This window comes from Ruegeria sp. BHSB058 (assembly GCF_059613285.1).
The window spans coordinates 13,416-32,341 of record NZ_JBXWSF010000020.1; the positions used below are offsets into that span (position 1 = coordinate 13,416).

The window sequence follows — 18,926 nt, forward strand, 5'->3', positions numbered from 1 at the left end:
CTGTGACATGCAGATGTCAGATCGTTGAGGTCGCGGCATCCAACCACAGCCGGGCCTGTGCGCCAAGCCTCGGGCCGACCCTTTCCGCAACGTCGCGGTGATAGGCGTTGAGCCAGGCCCGTTCATCCGCGCTCAACATATCCACCACAATCAGCCGCCGGTCAATCGGGACATAGGTCAGTGTGCGCCAGTGCAGCATGGCGCGTTCGGCATCGCCGCCGGGCAGGGTGGGGGCCTCTTCCACCACGACGAGGTTCTCGATCCGGATGCCGAACGCTCCCTCGCGGTAATATCCCGGCTCGTTCGACAGGATCATTCCCGGCTCCAGCGGCACGTGGCTGAGGCGCGACAGGCGCTGCGGCCCTTCATGCACGCTCAGATAAGTGCCGACGCCATGCCCGACCCCGTGGTTGAAATCCTGTCCCGCCAGCCACAGCGGTGCGCGCGCCACGCATTCGATATCCCGCCCGGCCAGCCCGACGGGCCAGCGCAGCATCGACATGGCGATCATGCCTTTCAGCACGCGCGTGAAACAGGCTTTTTCGTCGTCTCCGACCTCGCCGATGGCAATGGTGCGGGTGATATCGGTGGTGCCGTCCAGATACTGTCCGCCGCTGTCCAGAACCAGAAGGTGGCCGTTTTCCAGCACGCTGTCGGTGTCCTCGGTCACCCGGTAATGCATGATCGCGCCATTGGGGCCGGTGCCAGCGATGGTGTCGAACGAGATTTCCCGCAACGCATTGTCCTTGCGGCGGCAACTTTCCAGCCGGGTGACCACCTGCGTCTCGCGCAGGGTTCCGGGCGCCTGGCCATCCAGCCAGCACAGCAGTTCCACAACTGCCGCCGCATCGCGCAGATGTGCCTCGGCAGTTCCGGCGATCTCGGCGGCGTTCTTGCGTGCCTTGGGCAGGGCGCAGGGGTCGCCGCCATCGACCAGCCGGTCGCCCAGTGTATTCGCCACGATCTGCGGCACCGTGCCCATGTCCACCTGCACCGGCCCAGCCAGGGCCTTGACCGCGGGCAGGAACCCGTCGGGATCGTGTACCGAAACCTGCGGCCCCAGATGCCCGCGCACCTCGCCGAGCTTTTCTGTCGCCATGAACAGGTCAACCCGGCCATCGCCGTGCAGAATGGCAAAGCCATGCGCCACCGGGTTGCGCGGAATGTCCGAGCCGCGAATGTTCAGCAGCCACATGATCGAATCGGGCAGGGTGATCACCGCAGCCTTGCGCCCCGCCGTGGTCATACCCCCGGCCAGACGGGCGATCTTGCTCTCAGAGCTTTCGCCGGCGAATTCGATCGGATGCGCCTTGACCGGGTTCATTGGCGGGGCGGGCTGATCGGGCCAGACCCGGTCCACCAGGTTTTCGCAGCGCACCAGTTCGATACCTGTGCCGTCCAGGTCCGCCAGCGCGCCCTTGATCTGACCCGCCGCATGCAGCCACGGATCGAACCCCACGCGCCCGCCATCCGGCAGCTTTTCCTTCAGCCATTGGGTCAGGCTGACATCCGGCCACGGCACCGGGGTAAACGCCGCTGCGACCTGCGCCTTGACCTGTGTGCGATAGCGCCCGTCCACGAATACGCCCGCCACGCCCCTCAGGGCGGCACAGAACCCGGCCGAGCCGGTGAACCCGGTCAACCAGGCCAGCCGGTCGTCATGGGCCGCCACATATTCCCCCTGATGGGCGTCCGCACGCGGGATCAGGAAGCCGTCCAGCCCGTGCTGTTCGATCTGCCCGCGCAGCGCGGCCAGCCGCGGCGGCCCCTGTTCCGGGCGGGCGGTCACTTCGAATGTCTGGAACATGGAGGCCTCGTTCGTCACTTGTCTTCGGCCGAAAGGTGCGGCGCGACGCGGGGAAAGTCCAGTCGCAAAGCCGTGCGCTCATTCGGCAAAAAAGCCGAGCAGCGCCCCAAGGTATTCATCCCACACCGCGTTGCCCGGCATCGGGATGTGGTTTGCGGTTTCCAGAACCATCAGCTCGGCATCGGGGATGCCTGCCGCAAGTTTCTGAGCCTCGGACAGGGGGTGAACATTGTCGTGCCGCGCGTGGATGATCAGCGTCGGGCAGCGGACCTGGGGCAGAAGCGGCAGCAGCGACTCGCGGTGAATGGCGTCGCGCACCTTAAGGATCGTCTGTTGTGAACTTGCACCGATCATGTTGCGCGCCATGTCGTGTACGGCGTCCAGCGGCCCTTCGGGGAAATAGCTGAGCATCATGGCGGAAACGAAGCTGATCTCAGGCGCGCTCCACCCTTCGGCAGCCAGCGCGCGCAGCGCGTCCGAACTCAGTTCCGGCGACCGCCGCCCGCGCCCTTCGGCATAGCCGCCGACGATGACAAGGCGGCGCACGCGGTCGGGGTGTTTCACGGCAACACGCACCGCCGACAAGGCACCGCCGGATTCCGAAAACAGTCCAAAACGCTCGAACCCGGCGGCGTCTGCCGCGGTTATCATGTTCTCGGCCAGAGCGTCGAACGAGAATTCCTCAAGCGCGCGATCCGACCGGCCAAACCCGATGGGATCGAAACGCAACAGCGTGTGATGCGCGCCAATTGCCTCGAACAGCGCGCGCTCGGATGGTGTGTTCCACTCGGCCTCGATGTCCGTCGTGTTGTATCCGCCGCGCACCAAAAGCGGCCCCGATCCGGTCACGGCATAGGCAAGCGATTTCCCCTCGGGCGTCTGCGTGTACCGGATGCGTTGCACCGATGCCGGTGCGGGCATGTCCTGCCCGACCTCGGCAACAGGGGCTACCCATTTGAGCCCCCGCCGGGCAACCGTGGCGATCACCCGTTGCGACTTGCCGTCATCGCCCACGGCCTTGCGGGCGGCGGCAATGCGGGCGCTGATGGCCGAGTCGGACACGATCCGGCCATGCCAGACCTCTTCGACGATCTCGTCCCGGCTGACCAGCCGCCCGGCGTTGCGCACCAGCAGATGCAACAGGTCGAACACCTGTGGTTCCACCGCAACCGGCGCGCCGTCGCACAGCAACAGGTGCTCCCTGGCGTCCAGAACATAGATGTCGAAACCGTACCGCATGTCGGGATAACACCCGTCTTTTGCCGATCCGGCAAGGTGTTACCGCAAAAACAGGGGTTTCTAAGGGAAATCCAAGGACCGTCTTCAAGCGGCAGGGGGGCGAGGTGCGCCATCCTGACAGCATCACTATTGGAGGACCCCGACCATGATGGCGCCGTTTGACACCGCATTGCTTCGCCACACCGCCGACAGGCACCAGCCCCCTTCGCGCACCGAACGCGTCGCAGCCAGACAAGCCGAAGAGGCGGTCAATGAAAAACGCCGCACCTTGTGGAACAGTGTGCGGCGTCATCTCGACTGGTGGGCGGGGCGGATCAGCTCGCCTTCCTGATCCCCATCACCCGCGCCCGCGCGCGCGGGTCGCTGTCGAACAGGGCCGCCAGTTGTTCCGTCATCGCGCCGGCCAGCTGTTCGACATCGGTGATCGTCACTGCGCGGTCGTAATAGCGGGTCACGTCATGGCCGATCCCGATGGCCAGCAGCTCGACCATCTTGCGCTTTTCCACCATGGCGATCACATCGCGCAGGTGCTTTTCCAGATAGTTGGCGGGGTTCACGCTGAGCGTTGAATCATCGACCGGGGCGCCATCCGAAATCACCATCAGAATCTTGCGCTGCTCCCGCCGCGCGATCATCCGGCGATGCGCCCATTCCAGCGCCTCGCCGTCGATGTTTTCCTTCAGCAGGCCCTCTTTCATCATCAGGCCCAGATTGGGTCTCGCCCGCCGCCACGGGGCATCGGCGCCCTTATAGATGATGTGGCGCAGGTCGTTCAGACGGCCGGGTTGCTGCGGGCGGCCATCGTTCAGCCACGCCTCGCGCGCCTGTCCGCCTTTCCACGCCCGCGTGGTAAAGCCCAGAATCTCGACCTTCACATTGCAACGCTCCAGCGTCCGCGCCAGAACATCGGCACAGATCGCGGCGATCGAGATCGGACGCCCCCGCATCGACCCGGAATTGTCCAGCAGCAGCGTCACCACCGTGTCCCGGAACTCGGTATCCTTCTCGACCTTGAAACTCAGCGGTGTGGTGGGGTTTGCCACAACACGCGCCAGACGGCCCGCATCCAGAATGCCTTCCTCGCGGTCGAATTCCCAACTGCGGTTCTGCTGCGCCTGCAACCGGCGCTGCAACTTGTTGGCAAGGCGCGAAACCGCCCCTTTCAAAGGCTCAAGCTGCTGGTCCAGATAGGCGCGCAGCCGTTCCAGTTCTGCGGGCTCGGCCAGATCTTCGGCCGCGATCTCTTCGTCATGGGTGTCGAGGTAGATCTTGTAATCCGGATCGGCCTCGGAGGCGGGCGGCGGGGCAGGAGGTTCCTGCGGCGCTTCGCCCTCGGGCATCTCGATCTCGTCGCCCATGTCGTCTTCGGCCATCTCGTCCATCGAGACCTGGGCCTGAGACTGATCCTGCTGTTCTTCCTGGGCCTGTTCGGGGTCGGCGTCGGCGTCCTGATCCTCCTGATCGTCCTGACCGGTGCTGTCGGGATCGGGCTGTTCGTCGGCGTCGTCCTCGGCCTGATCATCCTGATCCTCGTCCAGTTCGTCCGGGTCGTCGCCCAGCTGGTCGCCATAGCCCAGATCCTTGATCACCTGCCGCGCGAACCTGGCGAACTCGGCCTGATTCGAGAGGATATCGTCAAGGTTTTCCAGCGTTCCGCCGGCCTGTTCCTCGATGAAGCCGCGCCACAGGTTCATCACGTTCTCGGCGGCGGGCGGCAGGTCGCGCCCCGTGGCCAGATGCCGGATCAGATAGCCCGCGGCCACCGGCAGCGGCGCCTCGGCGGGTTGCTTGCACTGGTCATAGCCACGCCGGATCGCCTCGTGGCTGATCTTGACGTCGATGTTCGACGCGGTGCCCGGCATGTCGCGCGCGCCCATCGCCTCGCAGCGGGCAACCTCCATCGCCTCATAGAGATCCCGCGCCATGTCGCCCGGAGGGGCATAGCGGTTGTGCGTGGCATCGTCGTGATAGCGGCGCTGCAAGGCCAGCGCATCCGCCGTGCCGCGTGCCAGCAGCACCTCTTCGCGGCTCATCCTGCGCGAAACCTGCGGCAGCCGCATCGACTCGCCCGACAGCCCCGAGGGATCGACCGTGTATGACACGTTCAATTCCGGATCGTGGGCCATCACCTTGGTGGCCTCGGCCAGCGCCTTCTTGAACGGATCGGCGGGGTTGTCGTTTGGTTTTTTCATCAATCGGCCCCTGCCTGTTCAAGCGTCATTTCACCGGTCGCCAGCCGCGCCAGCACATCCACATGCACATCCAGCGCATCCACCACAGTATACCCCGGTTCCTGCCCGTCAAAGGCCAGATTCAGATCGGTGCCCGCCAGCACAATTGCGTCGGCGTCAAGATCGTTGACCATGCGGCGGCCTGCATCCAGAAACAGGGCGCGGTCGGACGCTGAACATACCCCTGCAATCGCCATGTCCTGATAGGTCTGCCCCAGCGTGTCGATCTCGTCTTCCAATGCGACCGCGCCGGTCTGCGCAAGCTGTCCATAGAGTTTCGTTCGCATCACAACCCGCGTACCCAGCAATCCGACGGTTCCAAACCCTTGCGAGGCGAAATAGGCGTCCAAAGGTTTGACCGCCGATATCAAGGGCAATGAGGACAGTGCCACCGTCTCGTCATAGCAGAAATGCCCGCCCAGAGATGTGATCGCTGCGCAGTCGGCGCCCGCCGCTTTCAGCCGGTCGATCAGGCCCGCATAGATCCGCGCCTGCGTGTTCCGGTCATCGGCCAGATTGGTTCGCACCAGATCCTGCACATCCGCATGAACGATGGTCAGCGCCAGCCGCTTGCCCTGCGCGGCCACAGCGGCAGTCAGCCGCTGATAATAGACCACCGTCGCCGCAACTCCGATCCCGCCTATCAAGCCGATATGCACGGCCGACGTCATGTCACCCCAGGCTCGCGCTCGCGGCGCTTTCCGGCAGTTCCTCGTCAAAGCAGCGCTGATAGAATTCGGCCACGGTCTGGCGTTCCAGCTCGTCGCATTTGTTCAGGAAGCTCAGGCGGAAGGCATAGCCCACGTCGCGGAAGATCTCGGCGTTCTGCGCCCAGTTGATCACCGTCCGCGGGCTCATCACCGTGGACAGATCGCCATTCATGAACGCCGTCCGGGTCAGGTCGGCGACGGTCACCATCTGGCTGACGGTCTTGCGCCCTGTAGCGGTGTTGTAATGCGGCGCCTTCGACAGCACGATCATCGTCTCGGCGTCGTGGCTGAGGTAGTTCAGCGTCGAGACCAGCGACCAGCGGTCCATCTGCGCCTGGTTGATCTGCTGCACCCCGTGATAAAGACCGGTGGTATCGCCCAGACCCACGGTGTTGGCGGTGGCAAACAGGCGGAAATACTTGTGCGGGGTGATGATCTCGTTCTGGTCCAGCAGGGTCAGCTTGCCGTCATGTTCCAGCACGCGCTGGATCACGAACATCACGTCGGCACGGCCCGCGTCGTATTCATCGAACACGATGGCGACCGGGTTGCGCAGCGCCCAGGGCAGGATGCCCTCGTGGAATTCGGTCACCTGCTTGCCGTCGCGCAGCTTGATCGCGTCCTTGCCGATCAGGTCGATCCGGCTGATATGGCTGTCAAGGTTGACGCGCACCGCAGGCCAGTTCAGCCGCGCCGCGACCTGTTCGATATGGGTCGATTTGCCGGTGCCGTGATAGCCCTGGATCATAACCCGGCGATTATGGGCAAAGCCGGCCAGGATCGCCAGCGTGGTTTCCGGGTCGAACTTGTAGGTGTGGTCCATCGCCGGCACCCGGTCCGAGGCTTCGGAAAATCCCTTGACCATCATGTCGGTGTCGATGCCGAACACGTCACGGACCGAGATCTCTTCGGTGGGTTTTGCGTTGATGTCGATCGATCCGTCAGCCATGCGCCTCGTCCTTATCCTGTGCCCCGCCTGGCGGGTTTGAGCCCGTGTGTGGTGCAACATATTGCGGACAAGGGCAAGGGAAAGGCGCGCGGTCCGGCGACTGATACGGCGTTTCTTTCCAAACTGGCCTTACCGATGATCGCGCCAATGCCCGGCGGCGGTTTTCCGCGGGGGCAGCATGGTCCGGCCAAGTCTTGTTTGAAGTCAACTTGTTCCAAGCTATTCTGAAATTCAGATACGTCCTGAACGCAGGAGAAATCAACATGGCGCTGGATATTTTCGGCCCAACCTCGATCTCGATCGGATCGACCACGAATACCACCAGCGCGCAATATACCGCGTCAAAATTCGGGGCGGCGTGGAGCGTCGACGTTCTGGATGCCGGGGGGCTGTCGCCCTCGGATTACACGGTCACGATCTCCAGCACCGGGTTGCTGACCGTCACGCTGGAACCCGGCATTTTTGTCGATCCCGACGCCACCTTTACGCTGCGAGTGAACGCGACGACCGGGCCGGGAGTGGGCAACAACGGCTCTCTGATCGTCACGGTCGCGCTGCCGGATGGTATCGTGCCCTGCTTTGTGGCTGGAACTTTGCTGGAAACCGCCGCAGGGCCGGTCCCGGTCGAAGACATTACCGCCGGCGACCAACTCCGGCTTGCGGATGGCGGGCTGGCCGCTGTCACCTGGGTGGGGCAACGCACATTGCATCCCGACCAGCTTTGCGCCCTGCCGCGTCTGTGCCCGGTGCGGATCAGCCGCGACGCGCTTGGCCCTGGCTTGCCGACCCATGATCTGTTGGTCTCGCCCCAACACCGCATCGTGCTGGAAGGATGGCGCGCACAGCTTCATTTCGGCGCGGATCAGGTTTTTGCCGCCGCCATTCATCTGGTCGATGACAGCCGCATCCGGCAGATCATGCCCGATGGCCCCGTCACCTATGTCCACGTGGCCTGCGCCCGGCACGAGGTGGTTCTGTCCCACGGCCTCAAGACCGAAACCCTGTTTCCCGGCGATGCGGCCCTGATGGCGCTGGACCGGGCCGACGTGGCCGAGTTGAAAGACCTGTTTCCCGAAGTGTCGGGCCACGATCCGGCGCGCCTGCCGGTGACGCGCCTGCCCTGCCTGAAGCGGTACGAGGCAAGTGTTTTCAGGGCTATGGGCTGACTCACCGGCACACCGAGAACCATATGGCTTTTCCGGTAGCGGACGGCAGGTTGGATTGAGCAGCGCCGACCCTAGCTGTGCAACCGCTTGTAATCCTGCGGCGTGCATCCCATCCGGCGTTTGAAGAACCGGGTGAAATCGCCGGGATTGCCGTAACCCGTTTCATAAGCGACATCGGTGACGTTGTATTCCGGCACGGCAAGCATCCTGCGTGCGATGTCCAGACGGGCATGTGACAGCAGGTCCGAATGGCTCGTCCCGAACGCGGCCAGTTTCCGTCGATAGCTTCGTTCGCTCATTCCAAAGGCAGCGGCAACGCGGCGCGCCGAGATGTCGACAGGCGATGAGGCCAGGAACTTGGTGATGCAGGCTTTCAGCGCCTGCTCCGGCTGTCGCGCCTCGGGTGTTCCGTGCCCTGCGACCGGGGCTGACAAGGCCACGTCGGCGCGGATGATCGTGCCAAGATCGAAGGCCAGACCGAAATGGTCGGTATCCGGTTCCACGGGCAGGTCTTTCAGATTCTCCGGCAGGTCACCCGAGCGCAGGGCGATTGGCAGCCGAAGCGCAACCGGCTGCAGGCCCGGCGCAAGGATGCGTCGCGCCCCTGACAGCATGATGCTCAGGTTATATTGCAGCACCGACCACCGGTCGGACCATTCGGTCGCGGATGTGGTGCGCAGCACCCAGACCTGCTGGCCGCGGATTTCGCAGGAAAAACGGGCGCCAGTTATGAAGCCGTTGAAGACCCGCGTCATGGCCTCGAGCGATTCCCGGTTGGTGATGCCGGTGGGCAAAGGAACACCCGCCACGGAATGGGTCTGCGCGCGCTCTGTCGGGTCCATGGAAAGACTGTCGAACAGGAAATTGTTCTGCCCGTTCTCCCGTTGTACCAATTCCAGAAAAAGTTCGGTCGCGTGCAGGGGGACATACCCATGAGGTTCGTCCACGATGTTTCCCGGAAGCCCGGCCCGCTCGGCCAGCCGTTCCAGTTTGCTGCTTGGCATGTCCGCCGCACCGAATACCGGGCGCAGGGCAGGGGCAAATACGAGATCGAGACGGATCATACCGCTTCTCCTGTCCCGTTTTCTGAAAACGTCAATTCACTGATCGATAGATTGCCGCTGAACTCTTTTTGGCCGGAAATGCTAAGCATCTTCCTGCAAACATCGTAATATTACAATGAATTATTTCAACGACGATCTGGGGGAGTATAATATGATTGCTTTCAAGACATTAAGGCGGCTGAAGGCGACGGCATCTGCCGCGATGATTTGCGCGGGCATGTTCACCGCGACCGTGTCGGCGGCGCAGGACAAGCCGATGAACTTTCTGATCATCTGGGGGGATGACGTCGGATACTGGAACATCAGCGCCTACAATCAGGGCATGATGGGCTATGAGACCCCCAACATCGACCGCATCGCCAGCGAAGGCATGCTGTTCACCCACGCATACGGCGAACAGTCCTGCACCGCCGGGCGCGCCAGTTTCGTCACCGGTCAGTCAGGTTTCCGCACCGGTCTGCTCAAGGTCGGCCTGCCCGGCGCCAAAGAAGGGATGAGCGAGAAGGACCCGACAATCGCCGAATACATGCGGTCCAAGGGCTACATGACCGGCCAGTACGGCAAGAACCACCTTGGCGATCTGGACGAGCATCTGCCGACCAACCACGGCTTTGACGAGTTTTTCGGCAATCTCTATCACCTGAACGCCGAGGAAGAGCCGGAGAATGCCGACTATCCCAAGAACCCCGAGTTCAAGGAAAGATTCGGCCCGCGCGGAGTAATCCGTTCGAATGTCGACGGCACGGTCGAGGATACCGGGCCACTGACCCGCAAGCGGATGGAAACCATCGACGAGGAAGTCACCGCCGGGGCGCTCGATTTCATTGACCGCGCGGTCAGCGAGGATAAGCCGTTCTTCCTGTGGTACAACACCACCCGGATGCATATCTTCACCCACCTCAAGGAAGAAAGCCGGGGCGTCACCGGGCTGGGCATCTATCCCGACGGCATGGTCGAACATGACGGCATGGTCGGCGAGATGCTCGACAAGCTCGACGAACTGGGCATCGCCGACAATACCGTGGTGATGTATTCCACCGACAACGGGGCCGAAGTGTTCAGCTGGCCCGATGGCGGCACCACGCCGTTCCGCAACGAGAAGAACTCGAACTGGGATGGCGGCTTCCGCGTGCCGATGATCATCAAGTGGCCGGGCGTGATCGAGCCGGGGCGCAAGTCGAACACGATCATCAGCCACCTCGACTGGTTCCCGACTTTCATGTCGGCGCTGGGCGATGCGGACATGAAGGAAAAGATGCTGACCGAAGCCCCCTTTGGCGAGGGCAACGAGCCGGTGCATCTGGACGGGTACGACTTCATGCCGTATTTCCGCGGCGAAGCCGACAAGGGGCCGCGGCGCGAGTTCTTCTATTTCTCCGACGGCGGCGACCTGATGAACCTGCGCTATGACCAGTGGAAAGTGGTCTTTGCCGAACAGCGCGCCGAAAGCTTCGATGTCTGGCAGGATCCGCTGACCCCCTTGCGGTTGCCCAAGGTGTTCAACATGTTCTCGGATCCGTTCGAAAAGGCCGACCACGAGGCGATCAACTATCCGCAATGGCGGCTGGAACGGGCCTATCTTCTGGTTCCCGCCCAGGCCTTTGTGGCGCAGTTCCTTGGCACGTTCGAGAAATACCCGCCGCGCCAGAAACCCGCGAGCTTCTCGATCGACCAGGTTCTGGAAACCCTGCAGACCAATCAGGGCGGCTGAAACGGCCAAAAACCCCACCACTCACAGAAGGGCGCCCCGACCGGGCGTCCTTTTTTCGACCCCGCGAGGTTCCGTTGCAGGGCGCGTGACAGCCCACCGCTCTGCGTCTACGCTGCATATGCGCATATCGACAGGAGGGGTCCATGCACCGCAAGCTCGCGGCCATTCTTGCCGCCGATGTCGTCGGGTTCACCGGCATGATCGCCCGCGACGAAGAGGGAACGCTCAGGCACGTGGAACAGCTGCGTCACGAGGTGATCGGGATGCAAGTCGAGGCCCATCGCGGCCGCGTGTTCAAGGCCATGGGCGACGGGTTTCTGGCCGAGTTTTCCAGCACGATCGAGGCGGTTCACTGCGCGGTCGCGATCCAGCGAACCATGGCCATCAACGGCGCGCGCGACCGGGACACCACACCGATGCGCCTGCGGCTTGGGGTTTCCGTAGGTGACGTCGTCGTGCAGGACGGCGATCTGCTGGGCGAGGGAGTCAATCAGGCTGCCCGCCTTCAGGCGCTGGCGGAACCGGGCGGCATCGCCGTGTCGGGCGAGATCATGAGCCAGATCCGGGGCAAGATCGACCTTCCGCTGCAGGATTGCGGCCACCAGCGGGTCAAGGACTCCGATGATCCGATCCACGTCTACATGACGCGCGAGCATGGCGAGAACCGCGCGCGCGGGCTGTTCGATTTCGACGAAGACGCATTGGCGGCGATGTCGGCCACAGGTGGCTGTCTGTGTGGTGCGATCCGGTACGAAATCAGCCTGCCGCCGATCAGTACCGGCTATTGCCATTGCCGCTTTTGCCAACGGTTCACCGGCGCGGCGATGAGCGCGTGGACGGCGTTTCCCGCCTCGGGCGTACGGTTTCCCGGGGCCGAGCCCCGGTATTTTTCCTCGTCTCCCATCGGCGAGCGCGGCTTCTGTCCCGATTGCGGATCAAGCCTCACCTACCGGCTGGTGCAGCCAAGGCGCGCAGCCTATCTCGTGGTGATGACGACCAGCCTTGACGAGCCGGGCAAATACGCGCCCGCCGCCCATAGCGGCATCGAAAGCCGCATGCCGTGGCTCGACATCCTCGACGATCTGCCCCGCACCACCTGCGCCAATTCCCGCGTGCTTCAGGAAGCCTGGTCATCGGTGGGCCTGCCGGACCCCGAGACATGGGTGCCGCACGCCAAACCGCCCAAGGTGTTCTGAACCGCAACCGGTGCCCCACCCGCCGCGCGCGGGATTTACAGCGCTGCCCTCAGCTTCTACCGTTCCGGACGCCCCGATTCCTGCCGGTGGAGACCAATGCCGCACGACACCCCCAATATCCTGCTGGTCATGGCCGACCAGATGACCCCCTTCATGCTCGAGGCCTGCGGCCACCGGGTCGCGCGCACCAGACACATGAAGGCGCTGGCCGACCGGGCGGTCAACTTTGCCACCGCCTATACGCCCAGCCCGATCTGTGTACCTGCACGGTCGTGTTTCATGACCGGGCTGCACACCTCGACCACCGGTTGCTACGACAACGGCGATCCCTATCACAGCTTCATCCCGACCTTCGCCCATTACCTGACCAACGCGGGCTATGACACCGTGCTGTCGGGCAAGATGCATTTCATCGGCGCCGACCAGCTGCACGGCTTCCGGCGGCGGCTCAACACCGACATCTACCCCTCGGGGTTCATCTGGTCCTACCCGCTGCTCGATGAAAACGACCCCAACGCGATGGCCTTCGATTTCGCGCCCCAGTACCAGGCCCGCAATATCGGCGCAGGCTGGAGCGCCGAGCTGCAATATGACGAGGAAACCCATTTCCGCGCGCTCGAATACCTGCGCCACGCCCCCGACCGGCCCTTCATGCTGACGGTGTCCTATACCAACCCGCACCCGCCCTATATCGTGCCCCGCAAATACTGGGACATGTACAAGGATGCCGACCTGCCGCTGCCGCATTACCCGGCGGACATGGATGCGCACTATTCGGATTTCGACCGCGCGTTCTTGCGCTGGTACGGGCTCGACCGCAAAAGTATCCGCAATGAAACCGACCTTATCGCCATGCGCCGCGGCTTTGCCGCGCTCGCCCATTACATCGACGACAAGCTGGGAGAGCTGCTCGACGTGCTCGATGAACAGGGCCTGCGCGACAACACGATGGTCATCGTCACCTCGGACCATGGCGAGATGCTGGGCGAAAAGGGCCTGATCCAGAAACGCAGCCACTATGAATGGTCCGCCCGCATCCCGCTGATCATCGACCTTCCCGGCGCCGGGTACCGCCGCGTCGACACGCCCGTTTCGCTGATCGACCTGCCCGCCACCTTCCTTGATCTGGTCGGCGCCACGCCCGCCCGCCCGATGGAGGGGCGCTCGCTGATGCCCGCGCTGCGCGGCGAGCCGCTGGACGAGGTGCCGGTGATCTCGGAATATCACGGCGAAGGCATCATGCGCCCCAGCTTCATGATCCGCAAAGGTGCGTGGAAATACCTCTACTGCCACCGCTCCCGGCCACAACTCTTCAACATCGACGCCGATCCCGGCGAGTGGACCAACCTGGCCGGAGCGCCGCAAGCCGCCGATATCGAACGCGAGATGGCGGCGATCATCACCGATCGCTTCGATCTGGATGCCATCGAACGCGATGTCTGGGCGCGGCTGGCGCAAAAACAGGTGGTCAACGCGGCCATGGCGGCGAACGAGACCGCGTGGGACTATCAGCCCGACCCGAACGCATCGACCGCCTATATCAGAACCTGAAAAACGGCCCGTCCGATGACTCGAACAGGCCTGCTTCTTTCTGGCCTCGAATACCCGAATTCCGCCGCAACCGCCGGGCGCGACGTTTATCTGAAATTGCGGCTGTCCTTGATCTGATCCCAGGCCCAGACCACTTCCTGCAACTGGTCTTCCTGGCTGCGGTCGCCGCCGTTCATGTCGGGGTGCAGCACCTTGATCAGCTTCTTGTAGGCCGATCGCACCTCGGCCTTGGTCCAGCTGTCCTTGGCCTCAAGGATCTCTATGGCGCGCCGTTCGGTCGGCGGCAGGCGGCGTCCTCCGGCGGCGGCACGGCCCGGGTTCTTGGTGGCATTCTCGCCCAGAACCTGATGCGGGTCCTCGATGCCCAGCCGCGCCCAGGCGCGGGTTTCGGGATCGATGAAGGGCTTGGTCTCACGCTCCCACACCTTGTCCTTCGAGCGCTGCGCGTTCAGCTCGGCCTCGGTGGTGCCGTCGAAAAAGTTCCATTTCTGGTTATATTCGCGCACATGCTGCTGGCAGAACCAAAAGAAATCGTCCAGAACGTCCGGCGCCTTTGGCGCGCGGTACTTGCCCGCCTCTTCGCATCCCTCGTGGTCGCAGAGGCGGGTCGAGGTCTCGGACGCACCCGACATGCCCCGCCGCCCGCGCGGGTTTTTCTTCTTTGCGGATGAGACCGACATGTCGAACCCGAACGGGTCTGATTTCACCATGGCGCTGCTCCTTACGAACTCGTCTTCTCGACTCGGAGGCAGCAGTTTAGTCTAAGTGGCCGAAGATAGAAGAGGGGAGCGGCAATTATTTTGCCGCATGAGCAGAAATGAGCATGACCGAAGACATCCGTACCCGCCTGACCCAGGCGTTTGAGCCGCGCGAGCTTGACGTGATCGACGACAGCGAAAGCCATCGCGGCCACGCGGGATATCGCGAAGGTGGCGAAAGCCATTTCAATGTCCGCATCCGCGCCGAGGCCTTTGCCGGCAAATCCCGCGTCGCCTGTCACCGCGCGGTGCATGCCGCCCTGGGTGACATCGTCCCCCGCATCCACGCGCTGTCGCTGGATATCGGCAGCTAGCGCCGCGCTGGTCCGCGCAGGGCGGCACCGCTTTGACACGGCAGGCGCCCGCGCTAAGCTGGCCGGATCAAGTTGGATCGAGTATCGCCATGCCGCCGACCAGAAAACTGGCCGCAGTCCTCTCTGCCGATGTCGTGAACTATTCGGGGCAGATGAAGGCTGACGAAAACCGAACGCTCACCGAGCTTCGCAAACTGCGAAAGGACGTGTTCGAGCCGATGGTCGCCGATCATCTGGGCAACGTGATCAAGCGCATGGGCGACGGCTGGCTGGTCGAGTTTGCGGCGGTTTCCGACGCCGTGCGCTGCGCCCTCGATCTTCAAAGCGGCACGGCGCAGCATTCCGCGCTGCAACTGCGGGTCGGGGTACATCTGGGCGACGTCGCCTTTGACGATGACGACATCTTTGGCGACGGCGTCAATCTGGCCGCCCGCCTTCAGGCCGAGGCGGAACCGGGTACGGTGCTGATTTCCGACGTGGTCCAGCGCAGTGTCGACGAAGAACTGGCCAAGATCTTTCGCCGGGCCGGAGATCGCAACTTCAAGAACCTGCCCGCGCCCGTCCCGGTGTTTCAATGGTCCCCGCCCGAGGCGCCGCCGCCGCGCGTGACGCCGAAAACCCATGCCCAGTCCCTCATGATCGGCGTGCTGCCGTTCGACAACCTGTCCTCGGATCCCGATCAGGCTTTTTTTGCCGACGGCATCACCGAAGAGATCATCACCACGCTCTCCAAGCTTCCGAAACTGCTGGTGGTCGCGCGCAATTCCACGTTTGTGTACAAGGGGCGTTCCGTCGACATCAAACAGGTCGGGCTGGAACAGGGTCTCGATCTGGTTCTGGAAGGCAGCGTGCGTCAAAGCCGCGACCGGGTCAGGATCACCGCCCAGCTCATCGACGCCAGATCGGGGATGCATCTTTGGGCCGACCGTTTCGACAGGCACCTCGAGGATGTCTTCGAGGTGCAGGACGAGATTGCCCTCAAGATCGCGACAGAGCTTCGGGTCGAACTGCTCGAAGGCGAAATGGCTCGCTTCCGCGGATCGGGAACCACCAACATGGAGGCGTGGACCTCGCAACTCAAGGCGGTCGAATGCTGCCGGAAAGTCACGAAGGAAAGCTATGCCGAGGCCCGCCGTCTCGCCGAACGCGCAATTGCGCTGGATGCATCCTACTCGGCCCCTCTGTGCACCCTCGGGCATGTCTGCACCGTCGAGGCGCGGCACGATTTCACGCCGGATCGCGCCGCAGCACTGGCCGAGGCGCGCGAATGCGCGCAGCGCGCCCTGCAGATCGACAGCTACAATCCCGAGGCCCACGCGATCGACGGCTTTGCCGAGGCCATCGACGGAAATCTCGACGCCGCGATCCGCAAATTCAACACGGCGCTGGCGCTCAATCCGAACCACGCCGATGTCGCCGCCCGGCTTTCGCTGACGCTGGCCTTCAACGGGCAGGTTACCGAGGCGATCCGTTTCGCGCAGCAGGCCATCACGCTCAACCCGTACTATCCCGGATGGTATGCGGGCGTGCTTGGCTTTGCGTTGCGGCTCGATGGGCGACACGCCAGGGCCATCGAGGCCTTCAGGGAATACAGCGACATCGTCGAGGGCTTCGGCCATCTGGATCTTGCGATTGTCCATGCCGAAACCGGCGATATCGACACGGCCCGGCAAGAAGCGCAAACGCTGCTGAAACACCGCCCGAACTTCACGATATCTTCGTGGAAGAAAACGCAGCTTTACCGCGATCCCCGTAACCTGGACAGGGATTGCGATCATCTGCGGCAGGCCGGTCTGCCGGATTGAACAGCGTATCGGGCGCAGCCCGACCGCTGCCACCGGTTTGCCGCGCGTCCCGACAAGGCGCTAAGGTCGAACCTGCAAGATCACATTCATGGATCGGAGTGGCCGCATGCAACCTCCTGAGACGCAGGGCAAACCGGTGTTCAAAGCGGGGCTTGATCCGTCGCCCCGCACATATTCCGACACCGTCACCCTGTTGCGCCGCGCAACCTTCGCCCCCGACCGCCTGCCCAGCCAAACCCCCGCGCAGATCGAGGCATGGCTGCTCGAAGACGCGCTTGCCGCCGGGGATCTTCTGGAATTCTATCAGGAATTCCTGTGGCGCATGCTCAGGGCCGGGATGCCGGTGGAACGAAGCAGCCTGCATGTCGGCACTCTGCACCCGCAGGTCCTGGGCTATGTCTGGATGTGGAACAGCGACGACGGTTTCTGCGACGAGGGTGTCATCGACCAGTCGGTGCGCATGACGGATGCCTACCGCCGCAATCCGCTGTCCCGGGTGATCGATCATGGCGAACGCTTCCGTGCTCGCCTCGATCCGTCCAGACGGGCCAAGCATGGCCCGTTGTTGGGCGACCTCGCCGAGCAGGGATATACCGAATACGCGGCCTTTCCCCTCCGCTCCGGCGGCGCCAACCACAATGCGGCAACCGTTGCGACACGGCAGCAGGGTGGGTATTCGGACGAAGAGTTCGGCCAGATCGAGCGCCTGTTGCGCATTTTCGCTCTGCATGTCGAACGCCACATCGCCGAGCGGATTTCCCAAAACATCGCCAGCACCTATCTCGGCTCGGATGCCGGCCGTCAGGTTCTCGACGGCTCGATCCGGCGCGGTTCCGGTGCCGCGGTCGAGGCGATCATCTGGGCATCGGACCTGCGCGGGTTCACGCGGCTTTCCGACCAGATGACCGATGGTCAGCTGACAGCCGTCCTGAATGCCTATTTCGAATGCCTCGCCAGTGCGGTCATCGCGCAGGGCGGCGATGTCCTGAAATTCATCGGGGACGGGATGCTGGCGGTGTTTCCCTTTGCGGCCTTCAGCGATGAGACCGCCACAGCACAGGCCGCACTCTCCGCCACACAACGGGCGCTGGGCGCACTCGATGCCCTGAACGCCGATCCCGCCGCTCTTGCCGGGGTCATGGCCTGGCGGCCCCTGCAGACGGGAATTGCGCTCCACCGCGGCACGGTGTTTTTCGGAAATGTCGGCGCGCCGGACAGGCTGGATTTCACCGTGATCGGCAAGGCGGTGAACACCGCAAGCCGGGTCGAGGCGCTTTGCAAAACCACCGAACGGCCCGTGCTGGTCACCGCGCCGGTTGCTTCCCTCGCCAGCCGCGATCTCGCCAGCCTCGGCTTTTTCGAACTGGCTGGGCTGGAACAGCCGCTGGAGCTGTTTACGTTCCGCTGATCCGTCGCGCGACGGGACAACGACCTGCGCCTTGCCGCCGAGGGCCCTGAATACCGCAACTGCCGTTCTTGCGCGCGACACCGCTTTCATGCGCCAGCGAAGACCACCAGCACGAATGCCCGACTACGCGCCTTGCCAAAAATAGTATCCGGTCAGGAACAGTCCAAAAGCTATGATGCCTGCGCGCAGCGTCGACTGAGGAACCATCAGAGACAGAAATCCGCCAAGATAACCACCTATGGAAGAGCTGACCATCATGACCACAGCGAATGGCCACGACACCGAACCGCTGAGGCCGAAAATTATGACCGCCACGATGCTCACGGCGAAAACCACCGCATTTTTCAACGCGTTGGCCTCATGCAGATCTGCGTGTCCGTTCAGTATCAGCGCGGCCAACAGGATCTGCCCCAGGCCCGCGCCAAAGTATCCGCCGTAAACAGAAAAGAGAAAAAGCACCGCAACCGGCAAAAACGCCCATATGCGGGCCGAACCGATCCTCAATACCAGAATTGCCCGCCGAATTCCGGGCGCGGTCGAAAACAAGACCGTCGCAAATCCGATGAGATATGGCACGGCCGAGGCAAAGGCTGCCTCGCCGAGGTACAACAGCAACAAGGCACCAAGCGTTCCGCCCAGAACGCCAATGCCTACGGGCATCAGGCAATTCCGGCCAAGACGCTTCAACTGAGGGCGGAATGCCGGAAGCGCCGCAAGATTGGCGGGCGTCAGGGCCACCATGTTCGTCGTGTTGGCGACCAGGGGGGGCAGGCCCGCCCATATCAGGACTGGAAAGGTGAAAAACGTCCCGCCACCGGCAATGGCATTGGTGGCGCCCGCCAGAACGCCGGCGGCGACAAGAATCAGATAGGTCTCGACCCCTGCGGCTTCCAAGACAGGTTCCCCAACTGAATGACACGACCGTCCGAGCGCCGTGAAAACGGGTCACCCAAATCAAGTATGCCGGCGTTTTCAGTCTGGTCCGGGCCGCTCAGGTCCGTCAAGGAACAGACAGCC

The 18,926-nt window shown here is 63.2% G+C and carries 16 protein-coding genes; 8 read left to right on the forward strand and 8 right to left on the reverse strand.

All coding sequences use genetic code 11. The features are described 5' to 3' along the window. Positions 1-16 precede the first annotated feature (16 nt). Together AC2FNB_RS07465 and AC2FNB_RS07470 are read right to left on the reverse strand one after the other, a co-directional pair. Positions 17-1,807: an aminopeptidase P family protein gene (locus tag AC2FNB_RS07465; RefSeq protein WP_496745431.1), complete on the reverse strand. Its 1,791-nt coding sequence runs from the start codon at positions 1,805-1,807 to the stop codon at positions 17-19. 78 nt (positions 1,808-1,885) lie between these two features. Beyond that, on the reverse strand, positions 1,886-3,046 hold the full coding sequence (locus AC2FNB_RS07470; RefSeq protein ID WP_496745433.1) for an alpha/beta hydrolase: 1,161 nt from the start codon (positions 3,044-3,046) through the stop codon (positions 1,886-1,888). 145 nt (positions 3,047-3,191) lie between these two features. Between AC2FNB_RS07470 and AC2FNB_RS07475 the strand changes: the two genes are divergently transcribed. Further along, positions 3,192-3,377, forward strand: a complete 186-nt coding sequence (locus tag AC2FNB_RS07475; protein WP_480749176.1) for a hypothetical protein — start codon at positions 3,192-3,194, stop codon at positions 3,375-3,377. Here the strand turns inward: AC2FNB_RS07475 and cobT are convergent. The 3 genes from cobT to cobS are packed head-to-tail and all read right to left on the reverse strand — an operon-like array spanning position 3,361 to position 6,936. Then, entirely contained in the window at positions 3,361-5,238 is a 1,878-nt protein-coding gene (cobT, locus tag AC2FNB_RS07480) for a cobaltochelatase subunit CobT (protein ID WP_496745435.1), read from the reverse strand. The two genes, AC2FNB_RS07475 and cobT, sit on opposite strands and share 17 nt — an antisense overlap. Then, positions 5,238-5,936: an aspartate/glutamate racemase family protein gene (locus AC2FNB_RS07485; RefSeq protein ID WP_496745465.1), complete on the reverse strand. Its 699-nt coding sequence runs from the start codon at positions 5,934-5,936 to the stop codon at positions 5,238-5,240. The genes cobT and AC2FNB_RS07485 overlap by 1 nt, the downstream gene beginning before the upstream one ends. A 13-nt stretch (positions 5,937-5,949) precedes the next feature. After that, on the reverse strand, positions 5,950-6,936 hold the full coding sequence (cobS, locus tag AC2FNB_RS07490) for a cobaltochelatase subunit CobS (protein ID WP_480749179.1): 987 nt from the start codon (positions 6,934-6,936) through the stop codon (positions 5,950-5,952). Positions 6,937-7,199: 263 nt separating this feature from the next. On the opposite strand from cobS, the gene AC2FNB_RS07495 reads away from it, so the two are divergent. Beyond that, positions 7,200-8,102 (forward strand): Hint domain-containing protein, encoded by a 903-nt coding sequence (locus AC2FNB_RS07495; protein WP_496745436.1) that lies wholly within the window; start codon positions 7,200-7,202, stop codon positions 8,100-8,102. A 71-nt stretch (positions 8,103-8,173) separates the two neighbouring features. Here AC2FNB_RS07495 and AC2FNB_RS07500 read toward each other — a convergent pair whose 3' ends face one another. Further along, on the reverse strand, positions 8,174-9,166 hold the full coding sequence (locus tag AC2FNB_RS07500) for a helix-turn-helix transcriptional regulator (protein WP_496745437.1): 993 nt from the start codon (positions 9,164-9,166) through the stop codon (positions 8,174-8,176). 151 nt (positions 9,167-9,317) lie between these two features. On the opposite strand from AC2FNB_RS07500, the gene AC2FNB_RS07505 reads away from it, so the two are divergent. The 3 genes from AC2FNB_RS07505 (at position 9,318) to betC (ending at position 13,624) form a co-directional block, all read left to right on the forward strand. Beyond that, positions 9,318-10,877, forward strand: coding sequence for an arylsulfatase (locus AC2FNB_RS07505; protein ID WP_496745438.1), 1,560 nt, complete (start codon positions 9,318-9,320; stop codon positions 10,875-10,877). 143 nt (positions 10,878-11,020) lie between these two features. Next, the gene (locus AC2FNB_RS07510) at positions 11,021-12,073 is read left to right on the forward strand and encodes a GFA family protein (protein WP_496745439.1); all 1,053 of its coding nucleotides are present in this window, start codon (positions 11,021-11,023) and stop codon (positions 12,071-12,073) included. 96 nt (positions 12,074-12,169) lie between these two features. Next, positions 12,170-13,624, forward strand: coding sequence for a choline-sulfatase (betC, locus tag AC2FNB_RS07515; RefSeq protein ID WP_496745441.1), 1,455 nt, complete (start codon positions 12,170-12,172; stop codon positions 13,622-13,624). Between the two features lie 86 nt (positions 13,625-13,710). Here betC and AC2FNB_RS07520 read toward each other — a convergent pair whose 3' ends face one another. After that, positions 13,711-14,334: a J domain-containing protein gene (locus AC2FNB_RS07520; RefSeq protein ID WP_480749185.1), complete on the reverse strand. Its 624-nt coding sequence runs from the start codon at positions 14,332-14,334 to the stop codon at positions 13,711-13,713. A gap of 107 nt (positions 14,335-14,441) precedes the next feature. On the opposite strand from AC2FNB_RS07520, the gene AC2FNB_RS07525 reads away from it, so the two are divergent. From AC2FNB_RS07525 to AC2FNB_RS07535, 3 genes are all read left to right on the forward strand, one after another. Next, positions 14,442-14,696 carry a BolA family protein gene (locus tag AC2FNB_RS07525; RefSeq protein ID WP_480749186.1) on the forward strand — a complete coding sequence of 85 codons (255 nt, stop codon included), beginning with the start codon at positions 14,442-14,444 and terminating at the stop codon, positions 14,694-14,696. An 89-nt stretch (positions 14,697-14,785) separates the two neighbouring features. Next, positions 14,786-16,501 carry a tetratricopeptide repeat protein gene (locus AC2FNB_RS07530; RefSeq protein WP_480749187.1) on the forward strand — a complete coding sequence of 572 codons (1,716 nt, stop codon included), beginning with the start codon at positions 14,786-14,788 and terminating at the stop codon, positions 16,499-16,501. A gap of 106 nt (positions 16,502-16,607) precedes the next feature. Next, complete coding sequence (locus AC2FNB_RS07535; RefSeq protein WP_496745443.1) at positions 16,608-17,909, forward strand: adenylate/guanylate cyclase domain-containing protein; 1,302 nt, start codon at positions 16,608-16,610, stop codon at positions 17,907-17,909. A 123-nt stretch (positions 17,910-18,032) separates the two neighbouring features. On the opposite strand, the gene AC2FNB_RS07540 is transcribed toward AC2FNB_RS07535, so the two are convergent. Further along, a complete protein-coding gene (locus tag AC2FNB_RS07540) occupies positions 18,033-18,803 on the reverse strand; it encodes a sulfite exporter TauE/SafE family protein (RefSeq protein ID WP_496745445.1) in 771 nt (256 codons plus the stop codon). Between the last annotated feature and the right edge of the window lie 123 nt (positions 18,804-18,926).

Coding starts and splice junctions, on each gene's coding strand:
- AC2FNB_RS07465 (WP_496745431.1), bottom strand. CDS start 1,807: ATGTTCCAGACATTCGAAGTGACCGCCCGCCCGGAACAGGGGCCGCCG.
- AC2FNB_RS07470 (WP_496745433.1), bottom strand. CDS start 3,046: ATGCGGTACGGTTTCGACATCTATGTTCTGGACGCCAGGGAGCACCTG.
- AC2FNB_RS07475 (WP_480749176.1), top strand. CDS start 3,192: ATGATGGCGCCGTTTGACACCGCATTGCTTCGCCACACCGCCGACAGG.
- cobT (WP_496745435.1), bottom strand. CDS start 5,238: ATGAAAAAACCAAACGACAACCCCGCCGATCCGTTCAAGAAGGCGCTG.
- cobS (WP_480749179.1), bottom strand. CDS start 6,936: ATGGCTGACGGATCGATCGACATCAACGCAAAACCCACCGAAGAGATC.
- AC2FNB_RS07495 (WP_496745436.1), top strand. CDS start 7,200: ATGGCGCTGGATATTTTCGGCCCAACCTCGATCTCGATCGGATCGACC.
- AC2FNB_RS07500 (WP_496745437.1), bottom strand. CDS start 9,166: ATGATCCGTCTCGATCTCGTATTTGCCCCTGCCCTGCGCCCGGTATTC.
- AC2FNB_RS07505 (WP_496745438.1), top strand. CDS start 9,318: ATGATTGCTTTCAAGACATTAAGGCGGCTGAAGGCGACGGCATCTGCC.
- AC2FNB_RS07510 (WP_496745439.1), top strand. CDS start 11,021: ATGCACCGCAAGCTCGCGGCCATTCTTGCCGCCGATGTCGTCGGGTTC.
- betC (WP_496745441.1), top strand. CDS start 12,170: ATGCCGCACGACACCCCCAATATCCTGCTGGTCATGGCCGACCAGATG.
- AC2FNB_RS07520 (WP_480749185.1), bottom strand. CDS start 14,334: ATGGTGAAATCAGACCCGTTCGGGTTCGACATGTCGGTCTCATCCGCA.
- AC2FNB_RS07525 (WP_480749186.1), top strand. CDS start 14,442: ATGAGCATGACCGAAGACATCCGTACCCGCCTGACCCAGGCGTTTGAG.
- AC2FNB_RS07530 (WP_480749187.1), top strand. CDS start 14,786: ATGCCGCCGACCAGAAAACTGGCCGCAGTCCTCTCTGCCGATGTCGTG.
- AC2FNB_RS07535 (WP_496745443.1), top strand. CDS start 16,608: ATGCAACCTCCTGAGACGCAGGGCAAACCGGTGTTCAAAGCGGGGCTT.